Here is a 26,190-nt window from a genome sequence, read left to right on the forward strand (position 1 = left end):
AGGCCGTCGTCCGTGGCCTGCGGCTTGATTACCTGACGCTGAAGGGGCTTGGTGGAACTGCTCAGCTCTGGCGGAGCCAGACGGCACCCAGCGGCGGCACCTGGAGGGCCGCGGAGGCGACCATTCCGTGCCACGGCACGTCCTCGGCGCGCACCGCGCCCAGGTTGCCCACCCCGGAGCCGCCGTAGTGGTGCGCGTCGGTGTTGAGCACCTCGGTCCACGTACCACCGGCCGGCAGACCGATCCGGTAGTCGTGCAGCGGCTGGGCGGAGAAGTTCGCCACGCACACCAGGGTCGAGCCGTCCGGGGCGATCCGGACGAACGACACGGTGTTGTTGGCGACGTCGTCGCCGGCGATCCAGCGGAACCCGGCCGGTTCGGTGTCCTGCGCCCACAGCGCCGGGGTGTCCCGGTAGACCCGGTTCAGGTCGGCGACGAGACGCTGCACGCCGGCGCGGGCCGGGTCGTGCAGCAGGTACCAGTCCAGGCCGCGCTCCTCGCTCCACTCCCGGTCGTCGGCCAACTCGGAACCCATGAACAGCAGTTGCTTGCCGGGGTGCGCCCACATGTACGCCAGCAGCGCCCGCACGTTGGCCAGCCGCTGCCAGGTGTCGCCGGGCATCTTGCCGGCCAGCGAGCCCTTCCCGTGCACCACCTCGTCGTGGCTGATCGGCAGCACGTAGTTCTCGCTCCACGCGTACGCCAGGGAGAAGGTGAGCTGGTGGTGGTGGTGCTGGCGGTAGATCGGGTCCTTCGAGGTGTAGAGCAGGGTGTCGTGCATCCAGCCCATGTTCCACTTGAACCCGAAGCCCAGCCCGCCCTCGGTGGTGGAGCTGGTGACACCCGGCCAGGCGGTGGACTCCTCGGCGATCATCACGACCCCGGCGTGGTGCTTGTAGACGGTCGCGTTCACCTCCTGCATGAGCGCGATGGCCTCCAGGTTCTCCCGGCCGCCGTACTGGTTCGGGGTCCACTGCCCGTGCTCCCGGGAGTAGTCCAGGTAGAGCATCGAGGCGACCGCGTCCACCCGCAGCCCGTCGACGTGGAACTGGTCGCACCAGTAGAGCGCGTTGGCGACCAGGAAGTTGCGGACCTCGTTGCGGCCGAAGTCGAAGACGTACGTGCCCCAGTCCGGGTGCTCGCCCCGGCGCGGGTCGGGGTGCTCGTAGAGCGGGGTGCCGTCGAAGCGGCCGAGGGCCCACTCGTCCTTGGGGAAGTGCGCGGGCACCCAGTCGAGGAGCACGCCGATGCCGGCGGCGTGCAGCCGGTCGACCAGGTGCCGGAAGTCGTCCGGGTCACCGAAGCGGGAGGTCGGCGCGTAGTAGCCGGTCACCTGGTAGCCCCAGGAACCGCCGAACGGGTGCTCCATCACCGGCAGGAACTCCACGTGCGTGAAGCCCATCTCGGTGACGTACGCGGTGAGCTGGTCGGCCAGCTCGCGGTAGCCCAACCCGGGTCGCCACGAACCGAGGTGCACCTCGTAGACGCTCATCGGCTCCTGGTGCGGCTGCCGCTCGGCCCGTCGGGCCAGCCAGTCCTCGTCGTTCCACCGGTACGTCGAGTGGTGCACCACCGAGGCGGTCGCCGGCGGCACCTCCGCGTACGCGGCCAGGGGGTCGGCCTTGTCCCGCCACTGCCCGTCGGCGCCCAGCACCCGGTACTTGTAGCGCGCCCCGACGCGGGCGTCGGGGACGAACAGCTCCCACACGCCGCTGGAGCCGAGCGAGCGCATCGGCCAGCCGTCGTCCGGGGACCAGCCGGTGAAGTCGCCGATCACCCGCACGCCGCGGGCGTTGGGCGCCCACACGCTGAACGCGACGCCCTCGTCGAAGACCCGCGCGCCCAGCGCGTCCCACAGCCGCTCGTGCCGGCCCTCCCGGATCAGGTGCAGGTCCAGCTCACCGAGAGTCGGTGGATAGCGGTACGGGTCGTCGTGTGCGGTGCCGTCGACCTCCACCCGGTAGTCGAGCACGGCGCCGTCGACCTGGGTCTCGAAGACGCCCGCGTCGTGCACCCGCTTCATGGGGTGCCGTTCGTCGCCGACGAGCAGCACCACGTCACCGGCGCCCCGGCGCATCGTGCGGATCGTCGTCGAGGAGTCGGCGGGGTGCGCGCCGAGCAGGGCGTGCGGGTCGTGCGTCGCGCCGGTGATCAGCTGGTCCATCGGTCGTCCTTCGGGGCGGGGGCGGTCGGCGCGGTACCGCCGGAGAGTTCGGTGGGCACGTCGGTGACGGTGAGGTCGGCCGGTTCGACGCCGGCGGGTTCCGGCGCGGAGGGCGCGGCCGGACGGCGGACCGTCAGCACGTGCGCCGGTTGCAGGTACGGGTCGAGCCGCACCGCGTTGCGCTGCCCCCAGTCGTAGCTGGTGCCGGTCAGCTCGTCGTACACGGTGAACCGCTCGTGCCAGTCGAACCCCAGCTCCGGCATGTCCAGGGTCGTGTTACCCCACTGCACCACACGTGAGTCGAACGAGCAGATCACGATGACGGTGTTGCCGGTGTCCGGGTCGTGCTTCGACCAGCAGAGCAGCGCCGGGTTGTCGATCTCGTGGAAGCGCAGGTTGCGGAGCTGGTGCAGGGCCGGGTTGTCGCGGCGTACCCGGTTGAGAGTGGCCAGGAACGGCGCCAGCGAGCGGCCCTGTGCCTCGGCGCCGGCCCAGTCGCGGGGGCGTAGCTCGTACTTCTCGTTGTCCAGGTATTCCTCGGCGCCCGGTCGGGCCACGTGCTCGAACAGCTCGAAACCGGCGTACATGCCCCAGGAGGGGGAGAGCAGCGCGGCCAGCACCGCCCGGATCTTGAACATCGGTGGGCCGCCGTGCTGCAACGACTCGTGCAGGATGTCCGGGGTGTTCGGCCAGAAGTTCGGCCGCATGTGGTCGGCCGAGGCGACCAGCTCCTCGCAGTACTCCCGCATCTGCGCGGCCGTCGTGCGCCAGGTGAAATAGGTGTACGACTGCGTGAAGCCGATCTTGCCCAGGCCGTGCATGATGGCCGGCCGGGTGAACGCCTCGGCCAGGAACAGCACGTCCGGGTCGACGGTCTTCACCTCGGCGATCAGCCAGTGCCAGAAGTCGAACGGCTTGGTGTGCGGGTTGTCCACCCGGAAGATCCGGATGCCCTCGCCCACCCAGTGCAGCACGACCCGCAGCACCTCGGCCCGGATGCCCTCCGGGTCGTTGTCGAAGTTGACCGGGTAGATGTCCTGGTACTTCTTCGGCGGGTTCTCCGCGTACGCGATGCTGCCGTCGGCCCGGGTGGTGAACCACTCCGGGTGCTCGGTGACCCACGGGTGGTCCGGCGCGCACTGCAACGCCATGTCCATCGCCACCTCCAGGCCCTGCGCGGCAGCCGCCTGGATGAAGGCGCGGAAGTCCGCCGGCGTACCCAGGTCGGGGTGGATCGTGTCGTGGCCGCCCTCGGCGGCGCCGATCGCCCACGGCGAGCCCACGTCGGTCGGCCCGGCGGTGAGCGCGTTGTTGCGGCCCTTGCGGTTGACCCGGCCGATCGGGTGGATCGGCGGCAGGTAGAGCACGTCGAAGCCCATCGCGGCCACCCCCGGCAGCCGGTCGGTGGCGGTCGCGAACGTGCCGGACCGGCCACCCGCCGCCCCCTCGGAGCGGGGGAAGAACTCGTACCAGGCCGAGTAGAGCGCCCGCTTGCGGTCCACCCAGATCGAGTACGTGTCGCCGGAGGTGACCAACTCCCGCACCGGGTGCTCCCAGAGCAGGTCGGCCAGCGCCAGGGCCGGGCCGACCCGCTGCGGCAGCGGCAGGTCGGTCTCGACAAGCGCGGTGAGCGCGTCGGCGACCCGGGGCCGCTCGGCGGTCGGGACCAGGTCCCGGGCGGCGGCGAGCACCCGCGCGCCCTCGGCCAGGTCGTTGGCCAGGTCCTCCGGCCCCTGCCCGGCGGCGATCTTCTTCGTCACCGCGTTCTGCCAGGTCAGGTACGGGTCCTGGAACGCCTCCACGGCGAAGGCCCAGGAGCCGACGGTGTCCGGTGCGATGGTGGCGTGCCACCGGTCCTGGCCGGGCTCGCCGGGGCGCATCCGGGTGAACGGCCTGGTGACGCCGTCCGGACCCATCCAGACCACGTTGCAGCCGAGCGCGTCGTGCCCCTCCCGGTAGGCGCGGGCCGACACCGGGACCGGTTCGTCGACCACCGCCTTGGCCGGGTACCGCCCGCACGAGACGACAGGGGAGACGTCTTCGATCGGGAACCGTCCAGTCACCCCGCCAACCTACTGCGCGAGATCCGTTCGCGCGCGGCCAAGCCCGCCGGTCCGCCTCCCCCCGGAGTCGCCCGTCAAGATCCGCGCACGTTTGGGGGACCTGCTGCCGCGGGTCAGCACCGTCCCCGACGTTGTGCGGATCTTCGCGGTGGTGGTGCGGGCCACATCACCTGTGGTGCCCAAGGGCGGGCGGCGGCCCCGCGCCCGCGCTGGTGTTCGTCGCCCGCCAGGACGGCCAACCGTGTGGCCAGGTGTCGGGCCAGTTGTCGACTCGGCCGGCCGGCACGGTCCCGGTGAGGCTCAGCACGCCCCGGGAGATCCGTTCGGCGACATCGTTCACCTCCGCCGCCGTCAGTGGCACCCAATGGTCGTATCGACCGCCGACAGCGTCGTTGACCAGCGCCTGCGCCTGATCTGGCGGTTTGCCGGCGGCCGTGAGAAACCACTGCAGGGTGTTCTCGCACCATCCCAGCCAGCCGTCGTTGTCGACGACGGGGGCGACGGCGAACATCATCAGCTGTACGACGGCGGCTTCCCAGGCGGCGACGACTTCTACCGCATCGCCGGCCCGCGCCGGATCGAGCGACGGCAGAATGTGGTCGAGACGTTCAGCCAGGCTCTCCAACCAGCGCCGCCAGGCCAGCAGCGAGTCGGCGACGAACGTCTGCGCGTCAGTCGGCGTCGGGATGCGGTCGGTCACGAAACCCAACTGCGCGTTCTCGCGGGGCGCCCAATACCAGTAGTAGGCCCATGGGCCGTACCGGTCGGAAAGGAGCACGCCGACGGACGCGACCCAGGCGGAGGCTTCTGGATACCCGACCCACCCATCGTCGCGGGTCGGCTGGGGAGGCGGCGGAGGGAGCAACGCCCGGACCGCCACCGACATCTCGACCGGGTCGAACGGGTACCGCGCCGGGTCGAGCTCCGCCCACGTCGCGAGCCGCGGTGGGCTGCTCGACCCGTCGTCCGCCATGACTCGGCATCCTGGCAGCCGCCCATCCCGACGTCGACCCCATACCCGCCCCGGGGCGCGCTGCCGGCCGTGGCCCGGCCGTGGCCCGGCCGCCGTCAAGATCCACACGCGTTCCTTGAAAGCGCGGTATCGAGGCGACCCGGACGCGACGGTTTCCGGAAACCCGAGTGGATCGAGGGTGGGCGAGGGTCCGAACGGAGTCAGGCGGGCGGGTTCGGCATGGCGGGGGCCACCTCTCCTCAGCAGCGGAGTGCCTCACCGGGTCAGGGTGGGCGATACCCCCCCCCGTGTCACCCACCCTGACCTGCCTCCACCCACCGCGCTACGTCCGTCCCGCACTGCGCCCAGTCCGTCCCGCACTGCGCCCAGTCCGTCCCGCACTGCGCCCAGTCCGTCCCGCACTGCGCCCAGCACCCACCCACTTCCATCACCCACGATGTCGTTGCGCCGCGAGGAGGCACAGTTGGACGAGCGTTTGCCGGATGGGCCGCTGCCGCCCGCGTACCCGATCGCCGGTGGTCGAGGCCGCCCGGGTGGTGGCCGAGGCGGCCCTTGGCGACGTCACCACGGCCACGGCTCGGCACGAGCGGCTGGTCGCAGACGAGGAGTGGCGGTGGCTGCCGCCCGAGCACCGGGCCGCGTACCTCCTCGATGTGGCCCGCGCGTACGCCCTGACCGGCGACCTGCTTCGGGCTGGCCGGGCGCTGCTCGACGCGGAACGCACCGCGCACAGCGAGGTGCACGACCGCCCGGCGGTACGAAAGCTCGCAACCGTCCTGTGGCGGTCCGCCGACGCGCCCGCCGGCATCGTCCAGCTCGCCACCACCCTCGGCGTCGCCTGACGGCCGCCTCGTGGTTCCCGGGAGTCAGTCAGCGCGGTGGACCTGTGGGGAGCCCGGACTGACCGAGCACGGAGCCGACAAGCGCGTTCAGTCCGGCGTGCCACCGAGCTTCGGGCCAGTCGCGCAGGTGTTCGACCAGGTCGCTGCGGACGGCGGCGAGCAGGGCATGGGCCAGGTAGTCCGCCGCCTGCGGGCCGCGTGCCTCCGCGACGAGGCCGGCCAGCAGGGCGTGCCAGTGGTCGTACGCCTCATTGCGGTACGGACTGCCGCCCCCGGCGCTCTCGAGCGCCAGCGTGAGCACCCGGTTGTCGAGCTTGAAGCGCAGCATGGCCCGCAGCAGTTCGACGGCCTGCTCCGCCGCCGGCCGGTTGGGTGACACCGCGAGCGCAGCCTGCAACCGCAGTCCCCGTTGCTCGTAGAGGGCGCGGATGAGCCCGATGCGGTCGCCGAAGCGCCGGAACAGGGTGCCCTTGCCGACGCCGGCTGCGGTGGCGATGTCGTCCATCGACACCTGATCGGGGTCGGCTGCGGCGTCGAAGAGACGCCCGGCGGCGGCCAGCACCGACTCCCTGTTGCGTAGCGCATCGGCCCGCACCGGGCCCCCTCTCGCCAAACGGACTAGCGGTCCGTATAGTTTAAGCGGACCGGCGGTCCGAATCTTATCGCGACCGTCCCGGACGACGAAAGGACGATCATGTCGGACCACCCCAGCGCCGTCTTCCATCGCGGCATGGAGCTGCTGCTCGCCAAGGACATGGCCGGGTTCATCGCGCTGTTTGCCGAGGATGCGGTGCTGGAGCTCCCGTTCGCACCGCCCGGCCAGCCGCGTCGGGTAGCCGGGCGCGCCGAGCTGCACGAGTACCTGATCAATTACCCCGCACTGCTCGACGTCCGCGAGATCCGCGATCGCACCGTGCACGAGACCAGGGACCCCGAGGTCATCGTCGTCGAGTTCGTCGCCTCCGGCTTCGTCGTCGCGACGGGTCGACCGTACGAGGTGCGCTACATCGCCGTCCTGACCATCCGTCACGGGCAGCTTGTGCACTATCGCGACTACTGGGATCCGATCGCCGCACAGGAGCTGCTCGGCGGCGGCCTGGTGCGCTCATGATCCTGGTCATCGGTGGCACCGGGACCACCGGCCGCATCGTCGCCGCCAAGCTTGCCGAGCGCGGTCACCCCACCCGCATCGCCAGCCGACGCCCCGCCACCGGAGGGATCCGCTTCGACTGGCGCGACCCGACCAGCCACCCGGACGCTCTGGGTGGCGTGCGCGCGATCTACGTCATCCCCCCGGTCGGCGAGGTCGACCCGGCACCGATCATGCTGCCCTTCCTTGAGCGGGCACGCGACGCCGGTGTCCGCCGGGTGGTTCTGCTCAGCTCCTCTGCCGTCCCGCCCGCCGAGCACGGGCTGGGCCTGGTGCACGCACGCCTCGGTGAGCTGTTCGCGGAATGGGCGGTACTGCGGCCGTCCTGGTTCATGGAGAACTTCGTGGGTGAGCAGCCGTACGCCGTGAGCGCCCGCGACCATGGCGAGATCGTCAGCGCCACCGGCACCGCCCGGGTCGGCTTCGTCGATCCTGCCGACATTGCCGAGGTGGCGGTGCGGGCCCTCACGGACCCGACACCGCACAACACCGACCACATCATCACCGGACCAGAGGCGCTGAGCTATGACGCCGTCGCCGCCGTCCTCACCGAGGTCGGTGGCCGGCCGGTCCGGCACCGTGCGATCGACGCGGCGGAACTGGCCGAACGCCACAGCGCGAACGGCATCCCGCCGGACTTCGCCCGCTTCCTCGCGAGCCTGGACACGGCGATCGCGGCAGGCGCGGAGGACCGGACGACGTCGACCGTCGCAGAGGTGACCGGTCGTACGCCACGATCCTTCCGGGACTTCTGCCGGGACCGCCTGTGCGCCGACCGCGCTGGCTGACACTCGGCCGGCTGTCCAGCTAGTTGCGTCGGTGGTAGTGGTTGCGACGGGGGATCTGGTCGGGGTCGAGCCAGGCGGGTGGGATGAACTCGGGGTGCCCGTTGTCGCCGAGCCGGACGGCCCAGTCGCTGTGGTGCACGTGGCGGTGGTGGTGGCCGCAGAGCAGGACGGCGTTGTCGAGGTTGGTGGTGCCGCCGTCGGCCCAGTGGTGGATGTGGTGGGCGTCGCACCAACGGGGTGGTCGGTCGCAGCCGGGGAACGCGCAGCCCCGGTCGCGCAGCACCAGGGCGCGGCGGAGTGGGCCGGTGATGAGGCGGCGTTGTCGGCCGACGTCGAGTGGTTGGCCGGTGCCGCCGAGGACGGCGGGCAGGATTGCCGCGTCGCAGGCGAGCCGGCGCACGGCCTCGGGTGTGAGGTGTAGGCCGGTGTCGAGAGCGCCGCTGGTCAGCTGTCGGGTCAACTCGTCGTAGGTGGTGGTGACGACGACCTGAGCGAGGTCACCGCCGTTTTGGGGGATGTCGCCGGTGCGTAGGGCGAGTCGGCAGATGTCGGCGAGGGCGTCGTGGCGGCGTTGACCTGGGGTGCGGGCGTCGTCGGGGCCGGTGGGTGTGGTGAGGGGGTCGATGGCGGCGCGCAGCGCGGCGGCGGCTTCGGTGTCGAGGATGCCGGTGAGGCGGATTCGGCCGTCGGTCTGCTCGCTGATCGTGACGTGCCGGTCCCGCATGGCCCGCGACTCCTGGGCCCGCAGCACCGCCTCGGCGGCGGCGTCGGCGACCTCCGGGGCGACGTGGTCGAGGATCCGGGTGCCGAGCTTGCGCAGCAGGGCGGCGTCGAACTGCGCCGCCCACTCGACGAGGACACCGACGGCCTTGTCGGCAGCCTCCGTGCCGGCGGCGGCGTGGACGGTCTCGACCGTCGCGGCGATGACCCGGGCCTGCTCCACGTCGACCGAACCGCCGGCCAACGCGTCCCGCACCCCGGGCGGGGCGGCGTCAAGCGTCGCGGCCAGCTCGACCAGACGGCGGGCGGCGCCGACCCCGAGGCGCAGCCGGTCCCGCAGCCACACCGCCGTCGAGGACGCGCCCTGAGCCGTCGCGGTGCCGCGGCCGTCCAACTCCCGCACGAGGGCCAGCTTGACCGCCGCCAGGCGTTGCTCGACGCGGTGCACCGCGTCCAGCGCCGCGACGAGATCGCGCTCGCCGGCGGCCCAGACGGGCGTGTCGAAGCAGGCCACCACCGCGGCCTCGGCCTGCTCCAACTCATCGATCACCACCAGAGACTAGAACACGTGTACGACACTCTCCGGCGCTGCCGACGGCTTGGGCCGGGCGGATCACCGCACTTCCGCGAAGAGCTACCCGGACGCGGCGGTGTGGTGGGTCGGTCGGCGTCGCCGCGTGCCACCACCAGCGGTGAGCGCTCCGGGTGGGGTGCGCGCGGGGGCTACCGGACGACGGAGCGCCCCTCGGGCGAGGGCCTCCGCGCGCCCCGAGGTGACGTAGCCTCCGGCCATGATCGAACGGGTGAAGGTGGCGGTCGTCGGCGTCGGCAACAACACGTCGGCGTTGGTGCAGGGACTTGCTCTCCACCGCCAGAGCGGCAGCCTGGTCGGCATCCGCCGGCCGATGATCGACGGGCTCGGGGTGGGCGACATCGACGTCGTGGCGGCCTTCGCCACCTCCGCGGAGAAGATCGGTCGGGATCTGACCGAGGCGATCTTCCTACCGCCCAACAACTTCCCCCGGCTGAACTGCGACCTGCCCCGAGCAGGTGTGCCCGTCACGAAGGGCCTCGTCGACGCGACCGGGGTGCGGCGGGTCGCGGCGGCGTTGGCCGGTGCGGAGGTGCTGCTCTACTCGGCGCCGAGTGGCCGTCCGGAGACCGCGCGGGCGTACGCCGAGGCGGCGCACACCGCCGGCGTCGCCTTCATCAACACCACGTCCGACCCGGTCGCCCGCGATCCGCACCTGCTGGACAGGTTCGCGGCGGCCGGACTGCCGCTGTTCGGCGACGACCTGGCCAGCCAGTTCGGCACCTCCGTGCTGCACAAGGCGCTGCTGCGGCTGATGGAGGAGCGGGGCCTCACGCTGGTCAGCTCGTACCAGGTCAACCTGGGCGGCACCGAGGACTTCCGCAACCTGGTCGCCAACCCCAACACCAAGAGGCAGTCCAAGCTCAACGCCCTGACGGAAGTCCAGCCCGCCGACCGGCCCGCTGCCGACCGGCCCGCTGCCGACCGGCCCGCCGCCGGGAGAGTCGAGGTGGCTCCGCTCGGCTACCTGCCGCACCTGCGCTCGCAGAAGGTGGCTCACCTCAACATCGAGGCGCAGGGTTGGGGCGAGACAGCGGTGAGCCTCGACGTGAAGCTGACGGTGCATGACCCCAGCGGTGCCGCCGGGGTCAACATCGACCTCATCCGCATCGCGGCCAGCGCGCTCCGCGACGGGCGTGGTGGTCATTCCGCCGAGGTGGCGTCGTTGCTCAAGTCCCCTCCGGGTACGGCGGTCTGAGGCGGCGCGCGTAGCTCCGTCGCGTCGACCGTCCGGGTTCTCGTGGGCAACGGCGAGCGCCGCCCACCGTCCTCAGCCGGCGCCGAGACCCGCGACACCGGCCGCGCCGAGGCCCGCGTCCTCAGCCCGCGCCGAGACCCGCGACACCGCCCGCGCCGAGACCCGCGTCCTCAGCCCGCGCCGAGACCCGCGACACCGGCCGCGCCGAGGCCCGCGTCCTCAGCCCGCGCCGAGACCCGCGACACCGGCCGCGCCGAGACCCGCGACGCCGGCCGCGCCGAGGCCCGCGTCCTCAGCCCGCGCCGAGGCCCGCGACACCGGCCGCGCCGAGACCCGCGACGCCGGCCGCGCCGAGGCCCGCGTCCTCAGCCCGCGCCGAGACCCGCGACACCGGCCGCGCCGAGGCCCGCGACACCGCCCGCGACACCGCCCGCGCCGAGGCCCGCGTCCTCAGCCCGCGCCGAGTGCCGCCGTCAGCCTGCGTCGGACCCCGCGTCGCGGCCCGCGCCGACGGAGCGGTACACGTCGAGGGTCTGGCCGGCGATGGCATCCCAGGAGAAGTTCTCCACCGCCCGTCGCCGGCCGGCCAGGCCGAACCGCCCGGTACGCGCCGGATCGGCGAGCAGCGCGTTGATCGCCGACGCCAGGTCGGCGACGAACTTCCCCGGTTCCAACGGGGTCCCCGACCCGTCGCTGACCTGCTCGATCGGCACCAGCAGACCCGTCTCACCGTCGGCCACCACCTCGGGGATGCCGCCGGTCGCGGTCGCCACCACGGCCGTCTCGCAGGCCATCGCCTCCAGGTTGACGATGCCCATCGGCTCATAGATCGACGGGCAGACGAAGACGGTGGCGTGGGTGAGCACCTGGATCACCTCGGGCTTGGGCAGCATCTCGGCGACCCAGACCACGCCGGAGCGGTTGGCCCGCAACTCGGCGACCAGGCCCGCCACCTCGGCGGCGATCTCGGCGGTGTCCGGTGCGCCGGCGAGCAGTACGAGCTGGGTGTCCGCCGGCAACTCCCGCGCGGCCCGCAACAGGTAGGGCAGACCCTTCTGTCGAGTGATCCTTCCCACGTAGACGACGCTGGGTCGAGACGGGTCGATGCCGAGCCGGTCGAGCACGTCGGTCGCCTGATCCGGCGCGTACTGGACGGTGTCGATGCCGTTGTAGACCACCCGGACCCGGTCCGGGTCGATCTGCGGGTAGGCGGTGAGCACGTCGTTGCGCATCCCGCCACTGACCGCGATCACCGCGTCGGCGGTCTCCATCGCGGTGCGCTCGATCCAGGAGGAGAGCGCGTAACCGCCGCCGAGCTGCTCGGCCTTCCACGGCCGCAGCGGCTCCAGGCTGTGCGCGGTCACCACGTGCGGCACCCCGTGCAGCAGTTTCGCGGTGTGGCCGGCCAGGTTCGCGTACCAGGTGTGGCTGTGCACCACGTCGGCGCCGGCCGCGCCCGCGGCCATCTCCAGGTCCACGCCCATCGTGCGCAGCGCGGCGTTCGCGCCGGTCAGGCCGGGCGGTTCGGGGTACGCGGTGACGCCCGGCTCGGTGCGCGGCAGACCGAAGCAGTGCACCCGGACGTCGGCGCGGCGGCGCAACTCCCGGGCCAGGTACTCGACGTGCACCCCGGCGCCGCCGTAGACCTCCGGCGGGTACTCGCGGGTGAGCAGATCGACGCGCAGCGGGGTGGGTTCCGTCATGACCCCGCACCCTAATGCAGAAGAGTCCCCGTACGAGTGGTGAAGTCCGACGCGGGTGGATAGCGTCGGGGCATGGCTGCCAAGGTGCTCGCGATCGTCCTGGCGGGTGGTGAGGGCAAGCGCCTGATGCCACTCACCACGGACCGGGCCAAGCCGGCCGTCCCGTTCGGCGGGATGTACCGCATGGTCGACTTCGTCCTCTCCAACCTGGCAAACGCCGGCTATCTCAAGATTGTCGTGCTGACCCAGTACAAGTCCCATTCCCTCGACCGGCACATCACCAAGACCTGGCGGATGTCCACGCTGCTCGGCAACTACGTCACCCCGGTGCCCGCGCAGCAGCGTCGTGGCCCGTGGTGGTTCGCCGGCTCGGCCGACGCCATCTACCAGAGCTTCAACCTGATCAACGACGAGCAGCCCGACTACGTGATCGTCTTCGGCGCCGACCACATCTACCGGATGGACCCGCGGCAGATGGTGGAGGACCACATCGCCTCCGGCGCCGCGGTCACCGTCGCCGGCATCCGCCAGCCGCTGTCGATGGCCGACCAGTTCGGCGTCATCGAGGTCGGCGAGGACGGCCGGAAGATCCGGGCGTTCCGCGAGAAGCCCACCGACGCGGTGGGCCTGCCGGACGCGCCGGACGAGATCTACGCCTCGATGGGCAACTACGTCTTCACGACCCGGGCGCTCTGCGAGGCGGTCGAGCGCGATGCGGCCGACAAGTCCAGCAAGCACGACATGGGCGGCAGCATCATCCCGATGCTCGTCGAGCGGGGAGAGGCGAACGTCTACGACTTCCGCGACAACGAGGTGCCGGGCAGCAACGACCGGGACCGCGGCTACTGGCGTGACGTGGGGACGCTCGACTCGTTCTACGACGCGCACATGGACCTGATCAACGTGCACCCCGTCTTCAACCTCTACAACTTCGAGTGGCCGATCTACACCGAGCAGCCGCCGTGGCCGCCGGCGAAGTTCGTCCACCAGTGGGGTGAGCGGGTCGGCCGGGCCGTCGGCTCGATGGTCTCCCCGGGTGTGGTGATCTCCGGCTCGCTGGTGGAGAACTCGATCGTCTCGCCGAAGGTGCGGGTGCACTCCTGGGCGCACGTCGAGGGCTCGGTGCTGATGGAGGGTGTGGAGATCGGCCGGCACGCGGTGGTCCGGCGGGCCATCCTGGACAAGAACGTGTTCGTCCCGGAGGGCGTCGAGATCGGCGTCGACCTGGAAAAGGACCGGCAGCGCTACACCGTCTCCGACAATGGCATCGTGGTGATCGGCAAGGGCCAGAAGGTCGAGCCGTGAGCGACAGGCACTCCCCGAGGAGGATCCCGCAGTGACCCACCCCCGTGCCGGCCAGCCCGCCGAGCCCGCCGACCTGGTCGACGTGCCGCGCCTGGTGACCGCCTACTACGCCGAGCATCCGGACCCCGCGGACCCGGCCCAGCAGGTCTCCTTCGGCACCTCCGGCCACCGCGGCTCCAGCCTGCGCAACGCGTTCAACTCCGACCACATCCTGGCGGTCACCCAGGCGCTCTGCGACTACCGGCGGGAGCAGGGGCTGGACGGGCCGCTCTTCCTCGCCCGGGACACCCACGCGCTGTCCGCGCCGGCCGCCGTGGACGCCCTGGAGGTGCTCGCCGCCAACGGGGTCACCGTGCTCGTCGACAGCCGTGACGGCTACACCCCCACCCCGGCGCTGTCGCACGCGATCCTCACCCACAACCGGGGACGCACCAGCGGGCTCGCCGACGGGATCGTCATCACCCCGTCGCACAACCCGCCGGACGACGGCGGATTCAAGTACAACCCGACGAACGGCGGACCGGCCGACACCGACGTGACCCGGTGGATCCAGGACCGCGCCAACGCGATCCTGGCCGCCGGGCTCAAGGAGGTCCGCCGGATCACCCACGCGCGGGCGCGGGCCGCCGACACCACCGGGGAGTACGACTTCCTCGCCCACTACGTCGACGACCTGCCCTCGGCGATCGACATCGACGCCATCCGCGACGCCGGGATCCGGATCGGCGCGGACCCGCTGGGCGGGGCGAGCGTGGCGTACTGGGGTGAGATCGCCGAGCGGCACCGGCTGGACCTGACCGTGGTCAACCCGACGGTCGACCCGACCTGGCGTTTCATGACCCTGGACGGCGACGGCAAGATCCGGATGGACTGCTCCTCGCCCAACGCCATGGCGTCGCTGATCGCCGCCCGCGCCGACTACCAGATCTCCACCGGAAACGACGCCGACGCCGACCGGCACGGCATCGTCACCCCGGACGCGGGCCTGATGAACCCCAACCACTACCTGGCGGTGGCGATCGATCACCTGTTCCGGACCCGTACCGAATGGGGCCCGGACGCCGCGGTGGGCAAGACGCTCGTCTCCTCGTCGATGATCGACCGGGTCGCCGCGGACCTGGGTCGGCCGCTGCTGGAGGTGCCGGTCGGCTTCAAGTGGTTCGTGCCCGGGCTGCTCGACGGCGCGGTCGGCTTCGGCGGTGAGGAGAGCGCCGGGGCGTCGTTCCTGCGCCGCGACGGTTCCACCTGGACCACCGACAAGGACGGCATCCTGCTCTGCCTGCTCGCCGCCGAGATCCTGGCCACCACCGGGCGCAGCCCGAGCGAGCACTGGGCGGAGCTGGCCGAGCGGTTCGGCGCGCCCTCGTACGCCCGGATCGACGCCCCGGCCACCCGGGAGCAGAAGGCCGTGCTCGGAAAGCTCTCCCCGGAGCAGGTGACCGCGACCGAACTCGCCGGTGAGCCGATCACCGCGACGTTGACGACCGCCCCCGGCAACAACGCCCCGATCGGCGGCCTCAAGGTCAGCACGAAGTCTGGCTGGTTCGCCGCACGCCCGTCCGGCACCGAGGACGTCTACAAGATCTACGCCGAGTCCTTCCAGGGCCCCGACCACCTCAAGCAGATCCAAGAAGAAGCCAAAAACCTGGTAGACCAGGCCCTGACCGGCTGAGTTAGCAGGGTGGGGGGATTTGTTGTTGGGCTCGTCGTCGGAGTTCTTCGGGGAGGAGCTCGCGGAGCTGCTCCGGCAGGAACGGCAGGTCGAGCAGGGTCATCTTCAACTGGTTGCGCTCCTGGTAGCGCAGCGGGTCGAAGCGGACCACCAGGCCGGCGTTGCGGCGGTACGTGATGTCCACGGTCCCCTCCGTCGCCGCGTCGCGGAACACCAGCCCGTCCATCTCCACCACGACCGGCGACGAGTCGGGCCGGAGCTCCAACCGGATCTTCTCGTCCGGCGAGAGCACCACCGACCGGGAGATGCCGGCCATCGGCGCCGACGGCGTGATCACCACCGAGTCCGCGGCGGGGGAGATCAGTGGGCCACCGGCCGCGTAGCTGTACGCCGTCGAGCCGATCGGGGTGCTCACCACCACGGCGTCGCTGCGGTAGTAGCCGTACTGCTGGCCGTCGATGCCGAGGGTGACGCTGACGAAACCGGAGCCGGGCTGGCGGACCAACGCGATGTCGTTGAACGCCACGGCGTCGTCACCGCAGACGTCGCAGGCGAGGCAGGCGTGCGACTCGACGGTGAAGTCCTTCGACAGCAGCCGGCTCAGCGCGTCGGGCAGCTCCGGCGGCTCGATCTCCACGAGGAACCCCAGATGACCCAGGTGTACGCCGAGCACCGGCTTCGGGTCACGGATGGCGGAACGCAGCGCACCCAGCATGGTGCCGTCGCCGCCGATGCTGATCAACGCGTTGGAGCGGGTGGCGACCTCCTCGGCCGGCACCGGTTCGACGCAGGACGGCACCCGGTGCTGGTCCTCCTCGCGCACCATCAGCGTCTTGTGGTGGCGCGTCGCCCACCGTTCGATGATCCCGACCACCTCGGTGACATCCCGGGTGGGGTGCAGCACAAGTCCCAGCCCCGACACCCGTACAGCTCACCACATTCGCGGTGGCCGCACCCGGCGTACCGCGAAGGTGCGCCGACGGTCCGGGAGACCGTCGGCGCACCTCGCCACCGTCAGGGTCGGGGTTGACCGCTGAGGTGCCTCAGCGAGCGGGCGACCAGGTCGTCGCGGGCCGCCGGGGGCAGCCCCTCCAGCCCGAAGCCCAGGTAGACCGTGTCGGCGGTGGCCACCACCGAGCCCTCCTCGAATGCCCGCTGGCTGCGCGACCAGTCGGTGGCGTTGCCACCGGATCCGGCCGGCGGACCGGCGACCGTCCAGCCGCCCAGGTCGGCCGACTCGAACGAGGTCTCCGCCACGGTCGCCCCGTCGACGAGCACCCGGGTGTCGTCCACGAAGACGCCCAGCCCCTGGGTGGCCCAGTCCGAGGCGTACGTGATCGACACCTCGACCTGCTTGCCGGCGTAACCGGACAGGTCCGTCACGAACTCCTTCCAGCCGCCGGAGGCGCCGGACGCGGCGTTCCAGCTGCCGGTGCTCCCGGTGGGCGAGCAGTCCGCACCCTGGTAGTGGGTGAGGAACGGGTGTAGCTCGTCCCAGTCGCTGGCACAGCTCTCCCCGGTGGACGTGCTGGTCTTGCCGTTGACGTCCGGCAGGGTCGTCCAGTTGTCGGTGCCCACCTCGTGCGCCTCGACGAAGAGGAAGTCCCAGTCCTGCTCGATGTCGTACGAGGTGAAGAAGCGCAACTCGGCACTGCTCGCCCCGGTCAGGTCCACCGTGCGGGTGAGCCGCTTGTACGACTCGTCGCTCTGCCCACTGTGCAGATACCACTCACCGGTACGCGGATCGAACGGCGCGCCGCCCGGCCGGGTCCAGCCCATCGGCGCGGAGCTGGCGAACTGGGGGAACTCGTCCGGCGGCAGGAAGCCCGACGTGGTCAGGAACGACGCGCCGTGCTCCTGGTTCTGCGCCGACCCGGGTGCGTTGAGCTGCCCGCTGAAGCCGGTGAACGCGCCGTCGGTGCCGGCGACCGGGTACGGTCCCCCCTCCGGTGAGGTGCCGCCGTCGCTGACGTAGTTGTACGCGCCCAGCCAGTACTGCTGGAAGTCGTTCAACAACGGCAGGCAGGCGGCGGACTCGGCGTCGGTGCACTCGGGCGGCGCGTCCGGGTGGTAGACGTACGACCCGTTGGCGCCCTGGGCGTACAGCGCGTACTGGCCGCTGATCAGGAGCTTGCCACCCTCGTTGAGGTAGTCCCGGACGGCCAGCTCGGTGTTCAGCGCCGCCTTGGCCGTGGTGCCGGGCACCTGGTCGGGGGAGCGCAGGATGATGTCGTCGCCGGTCTCCCAGACCACCGTCTTGTAGTGCGACAGCACGCCCAGCGGGTGTGGCGCCTTGCGGCCCATCGTGTCGAAGTCGTACACGTCGCTGCTGCGCCCGGCGGCGGTCAGCGACGCCGCGACCTCGTCGGCGTACTTCGCGGTGGTGCCGGTCTGCGCCGGGCTGAGGCCGGTGACGTCCTCCATTGCGAGGACCAGCACCTCACCGCCGACATCGCTGTGCACCTGGTAGGTGAAGTGTTGACTGGCGACCACTCCGGCACGGGGTTTGTTGCCGGTGAACCAGACCTCCACCCGGTCACCCGGCTTCGCGCCGGTGACCGTGCCGCGCAGCTCGGCGTAGTAGTCGTCGTGCGTGTCGCCGTACCGCTCGCCGCCGCGCCACTCGCGGACCGCGACCGTCTTCGGTCGCCCGCCGTTGACCGTGTAGTGCATCCGGACGTTCTTCAGCGCCCGGCGGGTGATCGAGGCGACCTGCTGGGTGCGCCCGTACGAGGTGTCGAAGGTGTCCACCACGAAGTCCGGGGTACTGCGGCCGACCACCGACACCGGGTCGTCCGGGTCCGCCGCCGACTTTGCCACGGCCAGCGCGAACGGCAGGTTCTTGCTGACCTCACCGGCGATGAGTGCCTCGTCGTCCGGGAAGATGAAGCCGCTCACGCAGTCCTCCGGGCGCCACTGGTCGTCCGGGTCGACCGCCGAGGCGGCCTCGCAGGTGGACATCTCCGGCGTGAAGCCCAACGTGCCGTACTTGACGGTGGCGTGGCTGTCGGTGTCACCGTTCGTGGTGTACAGCTCGGCGGAGATGTCCGGGTCGTAGCCGGGCACCGCCGGGTGCGCGTCGTCACCGGCCATCGTCTCGTAGATCACGTCGTCCGGGGTGGGGGTGCTCACCTGCCAGCCGACGCCGTAGAGCAGCAACTCGGCCGCCGAGTGGTAGTTGACGAAGAACTCGAACCCGACCCGCTTGAAGAGCCGGTCCAGGGCCTTGGTCTCCGGCTCCGAGTTGGGGCTCGGACCTCGGTAGGTCTCGCTGTTCGGCTCCGGTGAGGAGCCCTCGTTGTCGTACCCCCACTTGTAGCTGAAGTTGCGGTTGAGGTCGACGCCGTCGCCCGAGCTGATCTGCCCGTCGCCGTTGTTGTCCCGCAGGTTCTTGCGCCACAGCCGGTTGCCGGGGGTGAAGGTGAAGTCGTAGCCGTCCGGGTTGGCGACCGGAAGGAACCACAGCTCGGTCGTATCCAGGAGTCGGGTGATCTCCCGGTCGGTGCCGTAGCTGGTCAGCACGTGGTGCATCAGCCGGCGGTTCATCTCCGGCGTGATCCACTCGCGGGCGTGCTGCGCACCGGCGTAGAGCACCGCCGGTCGCTTACCGTCCTCGACGGTCCGTGCGTTCTTGGTGACCTTGACGGCGAGGATCGGCTGGCCCTGCTGGCTGCGGCCGATCGTCTCCACCTTGGCCAGCTTGGGATAGCGGGCCGCGGTGGCGTTCAGCTCGTCCCGGAGGCCGCCCGGCTCACCGTAGGGGCGGAATGCCGTCCAGCCGGCCGCGGCCTGCTCCCGCAGCGCCTGCGAGGCGTCCTTGCCGCGAACCTTCTTCACCGACAGGGGGACGCCCTGGTCGGTGAGCCGCTTGGCCTGCCGGCGGCTGAGCACCGTCTCGACAGTGGTCTTTCCGGCCGAGTCGGTCGTCGCGTCGTGGCCGAGGTCGACCCCCGCCGCGCGCAGTTGGTCCCGCTGTTTCGCGTCGACCGTGCCGACGTACACCTCCAAGCCGTCGCGCGCGACCGGGTCGGACGGTGGCTTCGCGCTGGCCGGCGGGGTCAACGCCAGTGCGCCGAGCAGGGTGAGCACGCCGGCGATCGCCAGTCGTCTCGGTCTCATTCGCGCCTCCTTGGGTGAAGGTCCTGTAGGCGCGAGCCTTCGGTGCGGCATGAACGATGTCAATAGTTCGATGGGCGCGAGGTGGCTGCCCGTGTTGGTGTGGGTGCCGGTTGTGATCGTGTGGTGGACTGGCTAGCGGAGTGTCGCCGAGATGATGTCCGCGATGCGGTCACCCGCCGCGCCATCCCACATCGGTGGGGTGGGCCAACTGGCGGGTCGGGGCGCGGCCACCGTGCTCGCCACGGTCTCGGCGAGCGTCGACCGGGTGACGAGGCGGTTGGTGCCGTGTGTGATCGTGATCGGGCGTTCGGTGTTGGGGCGCAGCGTCAGGCAGGGCACGCCGAGCATCGTCGTCTCCTCCTGCACCCCGCCGGAGTCGGTGACGACGACGGCCGCGCCGCGTACCAGGCTGACGAACTCGAGGTAACCCAGCGGGGCGACGACCCGCAGCGCGCGGTGCGAGAGCAGGCCCGCGCTTTCCAGGTGCTGCCGGCCGCGCGGGTGCAGCGGCAGGATGACGGGCAGTTGGTCGGCGACCGCGTGCATCGCCTTGACCAGGTCGACGACGTCCGTCGGATCGTCGACATTGCCCGGTCGGTGCAGCGTGGCCACCACGTAGCGGTCGGGCAGCGCGAGCGTCGCCCGGATGCCGGCGACGTCGAAGCGGTCGAGATTGGCCAGCAGGGTGTCGATCATCGGGTTGCCGACCAGATGGATCTTCTCCGCCGGGACGCCCTCGGTCCCGAGGTGCGACACGGCGTCGGGGCTGGTCGCGAACAACAGGTCGGACACGTGGTCGACGACGATCCGGTTGATCTCTTCGGGCATGGACCGATCGAAGCTGCGCAGCCCTGCCTCGACGTGCGCGACCGGGATGCCCAGCTTCGACGCGACGAGGGCGGCGGCGAGTGCGGAGTTGACGTCGCCGTAGACGACGGTGAGGGCCGGGCGGTCAGCGATCATCAACTCTTCCAGGCCGGTCATGACGCTCGCGGTCTGGCTCGCGTGGCTTCCCGAACCGACCCCCAGGTTGAGGTCCGGCTCGGGCAGGCCCAGTTGCCGGAAGAACACCTCGGACATCCGCTCGTCGTAGTGCTGTCCGGTGTGGACGAGGCGCTGCGTCACGCCGTGCCGCTCCAGCGCGCGGATCACCGGTGCTGCCTTGGGGAAGTTGGGACGTGCACCCGCGACGTGCAGAACGGCGTCGGCTGGCATGGCTCTCCTCGGAAATTCGGTGCGAATCAACGGCGGCGCGCCAATAGTACAAGTTATCCAGTTTAAGGCATCTAATCGTCATAGAATGCCGAATGATGGATGCATTGCGGTGTGCGTCGCCCGGACCGGTGACCTGCCGTGAATGATGTTCTTAATTCCCGAAGGCAGGCAGAGCCCCGTGAAGCAGATCGTCCAATCGGTGTCCGGCGGAGAATTGCGAATCGTCGACGTTCCCCAACCGGAGCCTGGTGCCACCGAGGTGCTCGTCGCCACGCGCAGGTCCCTGCTCTCCGCGGGAACCGAGCGCGCCGTGCGTGAGCTGGCGTCGGCGAGCCTGCTGCGCAAGGCGCGGGCCCGGCCGGATCTGGTCCGCCAGGTCGTCAACCGGGCCCGCACCGGGGGAGTCCGCTCGACGCTCGCCGCGGTGCGCAGCCGGCTCGACGAGGACATGCCGCTCGGCTACAGCGCCGCGGGTGTCGTCGTCACGGCCGGCGCCGCGACGGACGGCATCCGACCCGGGATGCGGGTGGCCACCGCGTCGGTGGGGCACGCCGAGTACCAGGCGGTGCCGGGTCTGCTCGCGGTGCCCGTGCCGGAGTCGGTGTCCGACCAGGCGGCCGCCTTCGGCGCGGTGGCGGCGATCGCCATGCAGGGCCTGCGGCAGGCCGAGGTGGGTCTCGGTGGCTCGGTCGCGGTCGTCGGTCTCGGACTGGTGGGGCAACTGACGGTACGACTGGCGCTCGCCTCGGGGCTGCACGTCATCGGCATCGACCTGCGCGACTGGACCGCTCAGTTGGCCGGCGAGTGCGGTGCCGTCGGCCTGGTCGAGGCGGGTGCGGCGACCACCGAGCAGATCATGGAACTGACCCGTGGCCGAGGCGTCGACGCGGTCCTGATCACGGCGGCGACACCCTCGTCGGAGCCGGTGGCGCGCAGCACCGAGATCGCCCGCGACCGCGCCCGACTGGTCGTGGTCGGCGACGTCGGTCTGGACCTCGACCGTCGACGCTTCTACGAGCGTGAGCTGGATCTCCGCTTCGCGCGCAGCTACGGTCCCGGCCGCCACGACCGGGCCTACGAGGAGTGGGGCATCGACTATCCGATCGGCCACGTGCGCTGGACGGCACGGCGCAACATCGAGGCGTACCTCGACCTGGTGGCCAGCGGTCGGGTCGCGGTGGACGACCTGGTGACGCACGTCTTCGAGGTGGAGCGCGCGACGGCGGCCTACGAGGTGCTGGCCTCCGACCCGCGCTCCCTCGCGGTGCAGCTCAGCTACTCGGCTCCCGCGCGGCCGTCCCGGCAGACGATCACCCTCCGGCCGCGCCGCACCTCGACGTCACCCCGGGGCGGCCTGATCGGGGCCGGCACCTACGCCAAGGCGACGTTCCTGCCCGCGCTCAAGGCGGCGGGCTGGGGAGACGACCTGGTCGCCATCACGTCGGCCCGGGGCCTGTCCGCGCGGCACGCGGCCGAGCGCAACGGCATCGCCGTGGTCGCACCGACAGTCGAGGACCTGCTGGTGCGCGACGACGTCGACGTGGTGTTCATCCTCAGTCGCCACGACTCGCACGCCCGCCTGGTGGCGCAGGCGCTCGATGCTGGCAAACACGTCTTCGTGGAAAAGCCGCTCGCGCTGACCCAGGACGAACTCGACGAGGTCAAAGCCGCCTACGACCGCAACTCCGGCCACCTGTTCGTCGGGTTCAACCGTCGACACGCGCCGATGGTCGTGCACGCCAAGCTGGCCCTGGCGGCCGGGTCCGGGCCGATCACCGTCGCCTACCGGATCAACGCCGGGCAACTGCCCGCCGCCCACTGGTACCACGACCGACGCCAGGGCGGCCGCATCCGGGGCGAGGTGTGCCACTTCATGGACCTCGCGTCGTGGCTGGTGGGCGAACAGCCGCGGGTCGTGCACGCGTACGGCAGCGGGCGTGGCGAGCCGGGTCTGGAGGAGGACGTGAGTGTCCTGCTCGGATACCCGGACGGGTCCACGGCGACGATCACGTACTCCACCCGGGGGCACCGGCGGACGCCGAAGGAGCGTCTGGAGGTCCTCGGTCGCGGGCACACGGTGGTGATCGACGACTTCCGGCGCCTGGAGATCGACGGCCGGGAGGTGAAGCGGGTGCCCGGCGGCAAGGGGCACCAGGAGCTGCTCGCCCGCACCCGAGCGGTGATCGCCGGGAACGTGCCCGACGACCGGGACCTCGACGCCTCCTTCGGCACGACGAGGGCCGCGCTGTCCGCGATCGCCGCTCTGGCGGGCATTCAGGAACACCCGTCGCGGCTGCCCACCCAGGTCGACCTGGAAAGCGTGCGGGCCGGCTCGACCTCGTGACACACCGCGCCCGGCGGCCGGGCGCGCGGGGCGCGACGGGCGGCAGCGCGACGGGCGGCAGCGCGACGGGCGTGCGAAACGCGCTGGGCGGCCCGGGTCAGCGCGGCGCGTCGCCCTCGACGAGCGGCGCGAGCAGCCGGCCGAGGGCGTGGGCCATCGCGGTACGCGACTGGTTCGCCCGGATCCAACTCCGGCCGGCGGCGCCCATCTTGGCCAACTCGTCCGGGCTCGCCTGAGTGATCTGGGCGAGGCCGTGGGCGAGGTGGCCCGGCGGGGTCACGTATCCGGAGTCCGCGCCCAGCACGAGGTCGCCGACGGTCCCCGGGCTGTTGGTGACGATCGGCAGCCCGGCGGCCATGTAGTCGAACACCTTGTTGGGGCTGACCCCGGCCCGGAACAACTCGACGTCGGCGAGGACGTGCACGCCGACGTCCGCGGCGTGCAGGAGGTCGGGAATCTCCGACTTCGGCACCGGGTCGAGGAAGCGGACGTTGGGGATGGCGCGGGCCAACGCCTGGAGGCGTGCCTTCTCCACCCCCGCGCCCACCAGCACCACGTCGATCTCGGGCACCGCCTCGGCGGCGGCCAGCAGTAGGTCGAGCCCGTTGGCCGGGCCGTGCGCGCCGGCGTAGACGGCGGTTCGGCGGGTGAACCCGTATCGCCCCCGCAACTCGGCGCGGGGCCGGCTGGGTACGAAGTCCTCGGGGTCCGCCGCGTTGGGGATGAAGGCGATCTTGTCGGGCGCCACGCCCTTGCCCTCGATCGCCGCCCGGACACCGGGCGCCATGATCACCACGCGGTCGGCGCGCCGGTACAGGAACCGTTCGAGGCGCTCCAACGTCCGGTACGCCACCGACGTCTCCGACAGCGTGCCCATCTCGACGAGCACACGCGGCCACAGGTCCCGGACCTCCAGGACGAACGGCGTGCGCCGGAGTGTCGCCACGACGCAGCCGGAGAGGCCGGCCAGGAGGTGCGGCGACGAGGCGTAGACCACGTCGGGTCGAGGTTGGCGCAGGCTGGCCACCGTGGCCGTCACCGCGTAGCTGGCCCAGTTGACCACCCGGCCCAGACCGTTGCCCCGGTACGGCGTCACGGCGACCAGGTGAAATCCCGGCTCCGCGCGTTGCGGCTGGCCGGTGATCATGTTGCGGCGGCTCGCGATGATCACGTGCGTCCAGCCGGGCAGCCGGCTGAACAGCTCGACGTGCCGGGTGCCGCCGGGATGGCCCGGGGGCACGGCGAAGTGGTTGAGGACGAGGACTCTGCGGGGGTTCATCGTGGTGCTCGCACGTGGTGGACATCCCCTGATTCGAGGTGGGTGACGGTGAGGGAGGCGCCCTCGTCGCTCCAGGCCACCCGGTAGCGGAAGCCGTCGAGCGCGTCCGGTTCGGGTGGCGGCCCGGGTACCGCGCCGAGCCCCCACAGCGCGGTGTCGGCCCGGCTCCGGGCCGTGAGCCACGTCGCCGGCTCCCAGCGTCCGTACGTTCGGCTGTGCCAGCCCGCGAAGGGCGTCGACCGCCCGCGTACCGCCTGGTGCCCGTCGAGTCCGAAGAGGCCGAGCTTGGTCCCGCCGAGGATGAGCGTGTCGTCGTCCACGACGACGTCGGGGTGCAGCGGAACGGTGAGCGACCAGGACCGGGCGGTCGCCGGCGGGTCGGCGAACTCGACGATCGCCACGTACTGCTCGGCCACCACGACCGCCCGGCCGACGCGCACCGGGTGCTCGCCGCGCGCGTACGCGTCGTGCCAGCCGAAGAGGATCGTGCGGTCCGCCAGGACGAGCGGTGTGCCGAGGTGGCCATGGCCGGTGGTGAGCCAGCGGAACGCCCGGTGTGGGACGAGCTGGTCCTGCCCGTCCGGCCGGCGTACCGGGTGGGCGGCGGAGGTACGCAACCCGTTGCGGATCTCCAGCGGGCCGTTGTAGGTGCCCGTGCCCGGGTCGGCGATCAGCCACCTGTCGTCGTGCGTGATCCAGACCGAGGTCAGGTCGGCGTGGCCGTGCGAGGGGCCGCCGTCCACCTTGAACCACACGCGCCACGGCCCCCGGTCGACACGCGCGATGCCTCCGGAGGTCGTCGCGGTCGACCGCTGGCGCGTCGTCGCGCCGACCTCCTCCGAGGTGGCCTCCGGGCCGGGCGGGGGCGCGTACCACGCCAGTTCGTCGAAGTCGGCGTACCACCGCGCGGGCAGCCGTTCGCCGCACAGCGCGAGCCCGAGCGCGGCGGAGCCGGCCACGTCGAGCGGGTCGCCGGAGGACGCGAGCACCCGTCCCTCGTCCCAGTCGCCGTACTGCGGGACGTCTCCGTCGAACACGCCGAGCCGGGCGAGGTGCAGGCTGGCGGCGTGCAGATCCCGGCGGACGCTGGACGGCGCGCCGCCGAGCAGCACCCGCACGATGAGCATTTCGAGGACGAACCGGTGGTACGACAGCGAGTCCTCGATCATCCGGCCGTCGGCGCCGAAGTGCCGGCGTTGCTGGGCGGCGAACATCTTCTCGCCGGTACGCGCCCACCAGCGGGCGCGCCGTGCCGTGGGGAACATCCGGGCGAGCAGCATCAGCCCGAGCGCGTCGCCGAGCAGGTGGTTGTTGCGCATGCTGCTCAACGTGTAGGGCAGCTCGACCATCAGGTGCCGGGCGCTGGACAGCAGCAGCCGTTCCATGGCGGTCCCGACGTCGCCGGGTAGTCGGTCGCCGACGAGCGCGAGGATCTGGTTCCAGGCGATGGCGCGCAGGGCGAGTTCGAGGCTGGAGTACCAGTTGACGCCGCGCTCGGGCGGGGACTGCGTACACCAGGCTCGCAGCAGTTCGTCGAGGCCGCCCTGCCACGGGCCGGTCGGGTCGAGGCGGGCCGCGCGGGCCAGGACCACCAGGTCGCGGTGGCGTGCCGCCTCCCAGGTGTGCTTCACGTCGGACAGCCGGGCCTCGGAGCGGATGTCGATGCGCCACCACGGGTCGTCCGCCGGCCACTGCCGCCCGGTCAGCGGGTCGGTGCCCCACGGTGCCGACACACCCGTCGCCACGCGGGCGCCGAAGACCCGGAGCCCGTCGTTCAGCACCTGGCCGGCGTCGTCCAGGCAGCGCTGCCGCGCGCCGTCGCCGATCGGCCGCACGCCGGTCAGCGGCACCGACGCGGCCGGGTGGTGCCGGTGCGCCTCCCCGCGGAACAGGACCGCGTGGAATCCGGTGCGCTTGGATGCCTCGTACGACGCGCGCAGCGGTGCCGACAGGCCCAGCGCGCGCATGTCCACGGCGATCGCGCGGAGATCGGGTTTCACTTTCGACGTCCCCTTGGGCAATGGCGATTCCGTCGTTTCGTCCCGACCGGGACCGCGGGTGTA

Annotated in this window: 18 protein-coding genes; 7 read left to right on the forward strand and 11 right to left on the reverse strand. The window is 71.5% G+C overall.

Annotation, left to right across the window (positions count from 1 at the left end; genetic code table 11):
* Positions 1-61: 61 nt before the first annotated feature.
* From glgB to AB0C25_RS23085, 3 genes are all read right to left on the reverse strand, one after another.
* Positions 62-2,164, reverse strand: a complete 2,103-nt coding sequence (gene glgB, locus AB0C25_RS23075) for a 1,4-alpha-glucan branching protein GlgB (RefSeq protein ID WP_357376275.1) — start codon at positions 2,162-2,164, stop codon at positions 62-64.
* Positions 2,152-4,227: a maltotransferase domain-containing protein gene (locus AB0C25_RS23080; protein ID WP_357376277.1), complete on the reverse strand. Its 2,076-nt coding sequence runs from the start codon at positions 4,225-4,227 to the stop codon at positions 2,152-2,154. The genes glgB and AB0C25_RS23080 overlap by 13 nt, the downstream gene beginning before the upstream one ends.
* 166 nt (positions 4,228-4,393) lie before the next feature.
* Positions 4,394-5,200 carry a hypothetical protein gene (locus tag AB0C25_RS23085; protein WP_357376279.1) on the reverse strand — a complete coding sequence of 269 codons (807 nt, stop codon included), beginning with the start codon at positions 5,198-5,200 and terminating at the stop codon, positions 4,394-4,396.
* A 482-nt stretch (positions 5,201-5,682) separates the two neighbouring features.
* On the opposite strand from AB0C25_RS23085, the gene AB0C25_RS23090 reads away from it, so the two are divergent.
* Positions 5,683-6,042, forward strand: coding sequence for a hypothetical protein (locus AB0C25_RS23090; protein ID WP_357376281.1), 360 nt, complete (start codon positions 5,683-5,685; stop codon positions 6,040-6,042).
* Between the two features lie 28 nt (positions 6,043-6,070).
* Here AB0C25_RS23090 and AB0C25_RS23095 read toward each other — a convergent pair whose 3' ends face one another.
* Positions 6,071-6,637 carry a TetR/AcrR family transcriptional regulator gene (locus AB0C25_RS23095; protein WP_357376283.1) on the reverse strand — a complete coding sequence of 189 codons (567 nt, stop codon included), beginning with the start codon at positions 6,635-6,637 and terminating at the stop codon, positions 6,071-6,073.
* A gap of 135 nt (positions 6,638-6,772) precedes the next feature.
* Here AB0C25_RS23095 and AB0C25_RS23100 point away from each other — a divergent pair, with 135 nt between their 5' ends.
* Complete coding sequence (locus AB0C25_RS23100) at positions 6,773-7,153, forward strand: nuclear transport factor 2 family protein (protein ID WP_357376285.1); 381 nt, start codon at positions 6,773-6,775, stop codon at positions 7,151-7,153.
* Complete coding sequence (locus tag AB0C25_RS23105; protein WP_357376287.1) at positions 7,150-7,980, forward strand: NAD-dependent epimerase/dehydratase family protein; 831 nt, start codon at positions 7,150-7,152, stop codon at positions 7,978-7,980. Before AB0C25_RS23100 ends, AB0C25_RS23105 begins: the two co-directional genes overlap by 4 nt.
* A gap of 19 nt (positions 7,981-7,999) precedes the next feature.
* Here the strand turns inward: AB0C25_RS23105 and AB0C25_RS23110 are convergent, their stop codons facing one another.
* Positions 8,000-9,250: a DUF222 domain-containing protein gene (locus tag AB0C25_RS23110; protein ID WP_357376289.1), complete on the reverse strand. Its 1,251-nt coding sequence runs from the start codon at positions 9,248-9,250 to the stop codon at positions 8,000-8,002.
* Between the two features lie 241 nt (positions 9,251-9,491).
* On the opposite strand from AB0C25_RS23110, the gene AB0C25_RS23115 reads away from it, so the two are divergent.
* Positions 9,492-10,490 (forward strand): inositol-3-phosphate synthase, encoded by a 999-nt coding sequence (locus AB0C25_RS23115; RefSeq protein ID WP_357376291.1) that lies wholly within the window; start codon positions 9,492-9,494, stop codon positions 10,488-10,490.
* A gap of 473 nt (positions 10,491-10,963) precedes the next feature.
* Here AB0C25_RS23115 and glgA read toward each other — a convergent pair whose 3' ends face one another.
* Positions 10,964-12,193, reverse strand: coding sequence for a glycogen synthase (glgA, locus tag AB0C25_RS23120; RefSeq protein WP_357376293.1), 1,230 nt, complete (start codon positions 12,191-12,193; stop codon positions 10,964-10,966).
* Positions 12,194-12,265: 72 nt separating this feature from the next.
* On the opposite strand from glgA, the gene glgC reads away from it, so the two are divergent.
* On the forward strand, positions 12,266-13,498 hold the full coding sequence (gene glgC, locus AB0C25_RS23125; RefSeq protein ID WP_357376295.1) for a glucose-1-phosphate adenylyltransferase: 1,233 nt from the start codon (positions 12,266-12,268) through the stop codon (positions 13,496-13,498).
* Positions 13,499-13,529: 31 nt separating this feature from the next.
* Complete coding sequence (pgm, locus tag AB0C25_RS23130) at positions 13,530-15,170, forward strand: phosphoglucomutase (alpha-D-glucose-1,6-bisphosphate-dependent) (protein ID WP_357376297.1); 1,641 nt, start codon at positions 13,530-13,532, stop codon at positions 15,168-15,170.
* Between the two features lies 1 nt (position 15,171).
* On the opposite strand, the gene AB0C25_RS23135 is transcribed toward pgm, so the two are convergent.
* From AB0C25_RS23135 to wecB, 3 genes are all read right to left on the reverse strand, one after another.
* Complete coding sequence (locus tag AB0C25_RS23135) at positions 15,172-16,092, reverse strand: NAD(+)/NADH kinase (protein ID WP_357376299.1); 921 nt, start codon at positions 16,090-16,092, stop codon at positions 15,172-15,174.
* 92 nt (positions 16,093-16,184) lie between these two features.
* Positions 16,185-19,289 (reverse strand): M14 family zinc carboxypeptidase, encoded by a 3,105-nt coding sequence (locus AB0C25_RS23140; protein ID WP_357376301.1) that lies wholly within the window; start codon positions 19,287-19,289, stop codon positions 16,185-16,187.
* 132 nt (positions 19,290-19,421) lie between these two features.
* Entirely contained in the window at positions 19,422-20,504 is a 1,083-nt protein-coding gene (wecB, locus tag AB0C25_RS23145) for a UDP-N-acetylglucosamine 2-epimerase (non-hydrolyzing) (RefSeq protein WP_357376303.1), read from the reverse strand.
* Between the two features lie 178 nt (positions 20,505-20,682).
* Between wecB and AB0C25_RS23150 the strand changes: the two genes are divergently transcribed.
* Positions 20,683-22,848, forward strand: a complete 2,166-nt coding sequence (locus AB0C25_RS23150) for a bi-domain-containing oxidoreductase (protein ID WP_357376305.1) — start codon at positions 20,683-20,685, stop codon at positions 22,846-22,848.
* A gap of 97 nt (positions 22,849-22,945) precedes the next feature.
* Here AB0C25_RS23150 and AB0C25_RS23155 read toward each other — a convergent pair whose 3' ends face one another.
* Positions 22,946-24,127 (reverse strand): glycosyltransferase family 4 protein, encoded by a 1,182-nt coding sequence (locus AB0C25_RS23155; protein WP_357376307.1) that lies wholly within the window; start codon positions 24,125-24,127, stop codon positions 22,946-22,948.
* Positions 24,124-26,127, reverse strand: coding sequence for a heparinase II/III family protein (locus tag AB0C25_RS23160; protein WP_357376309.1), 2,004 nt, complete (start codon positions 26,125-26,127; stop codon positions 24,124-24,126). The genes AB0C25_RS23155 and AB0C25_RS23160 overlap by 4 nt, the downstream gene beginning before the upstream one ends.
* Positions 26,128-26,190 lie beyond the last annotated feature (63 nt).

The organism is Micromonospora sp. NPDC048839 (assembly GCF_040649915.1).
Lineage (GTDB): Bacteria > Actinomycetota > Actinomycetes > Mycobacteriales > Micromonosporaceae > Micromonospora.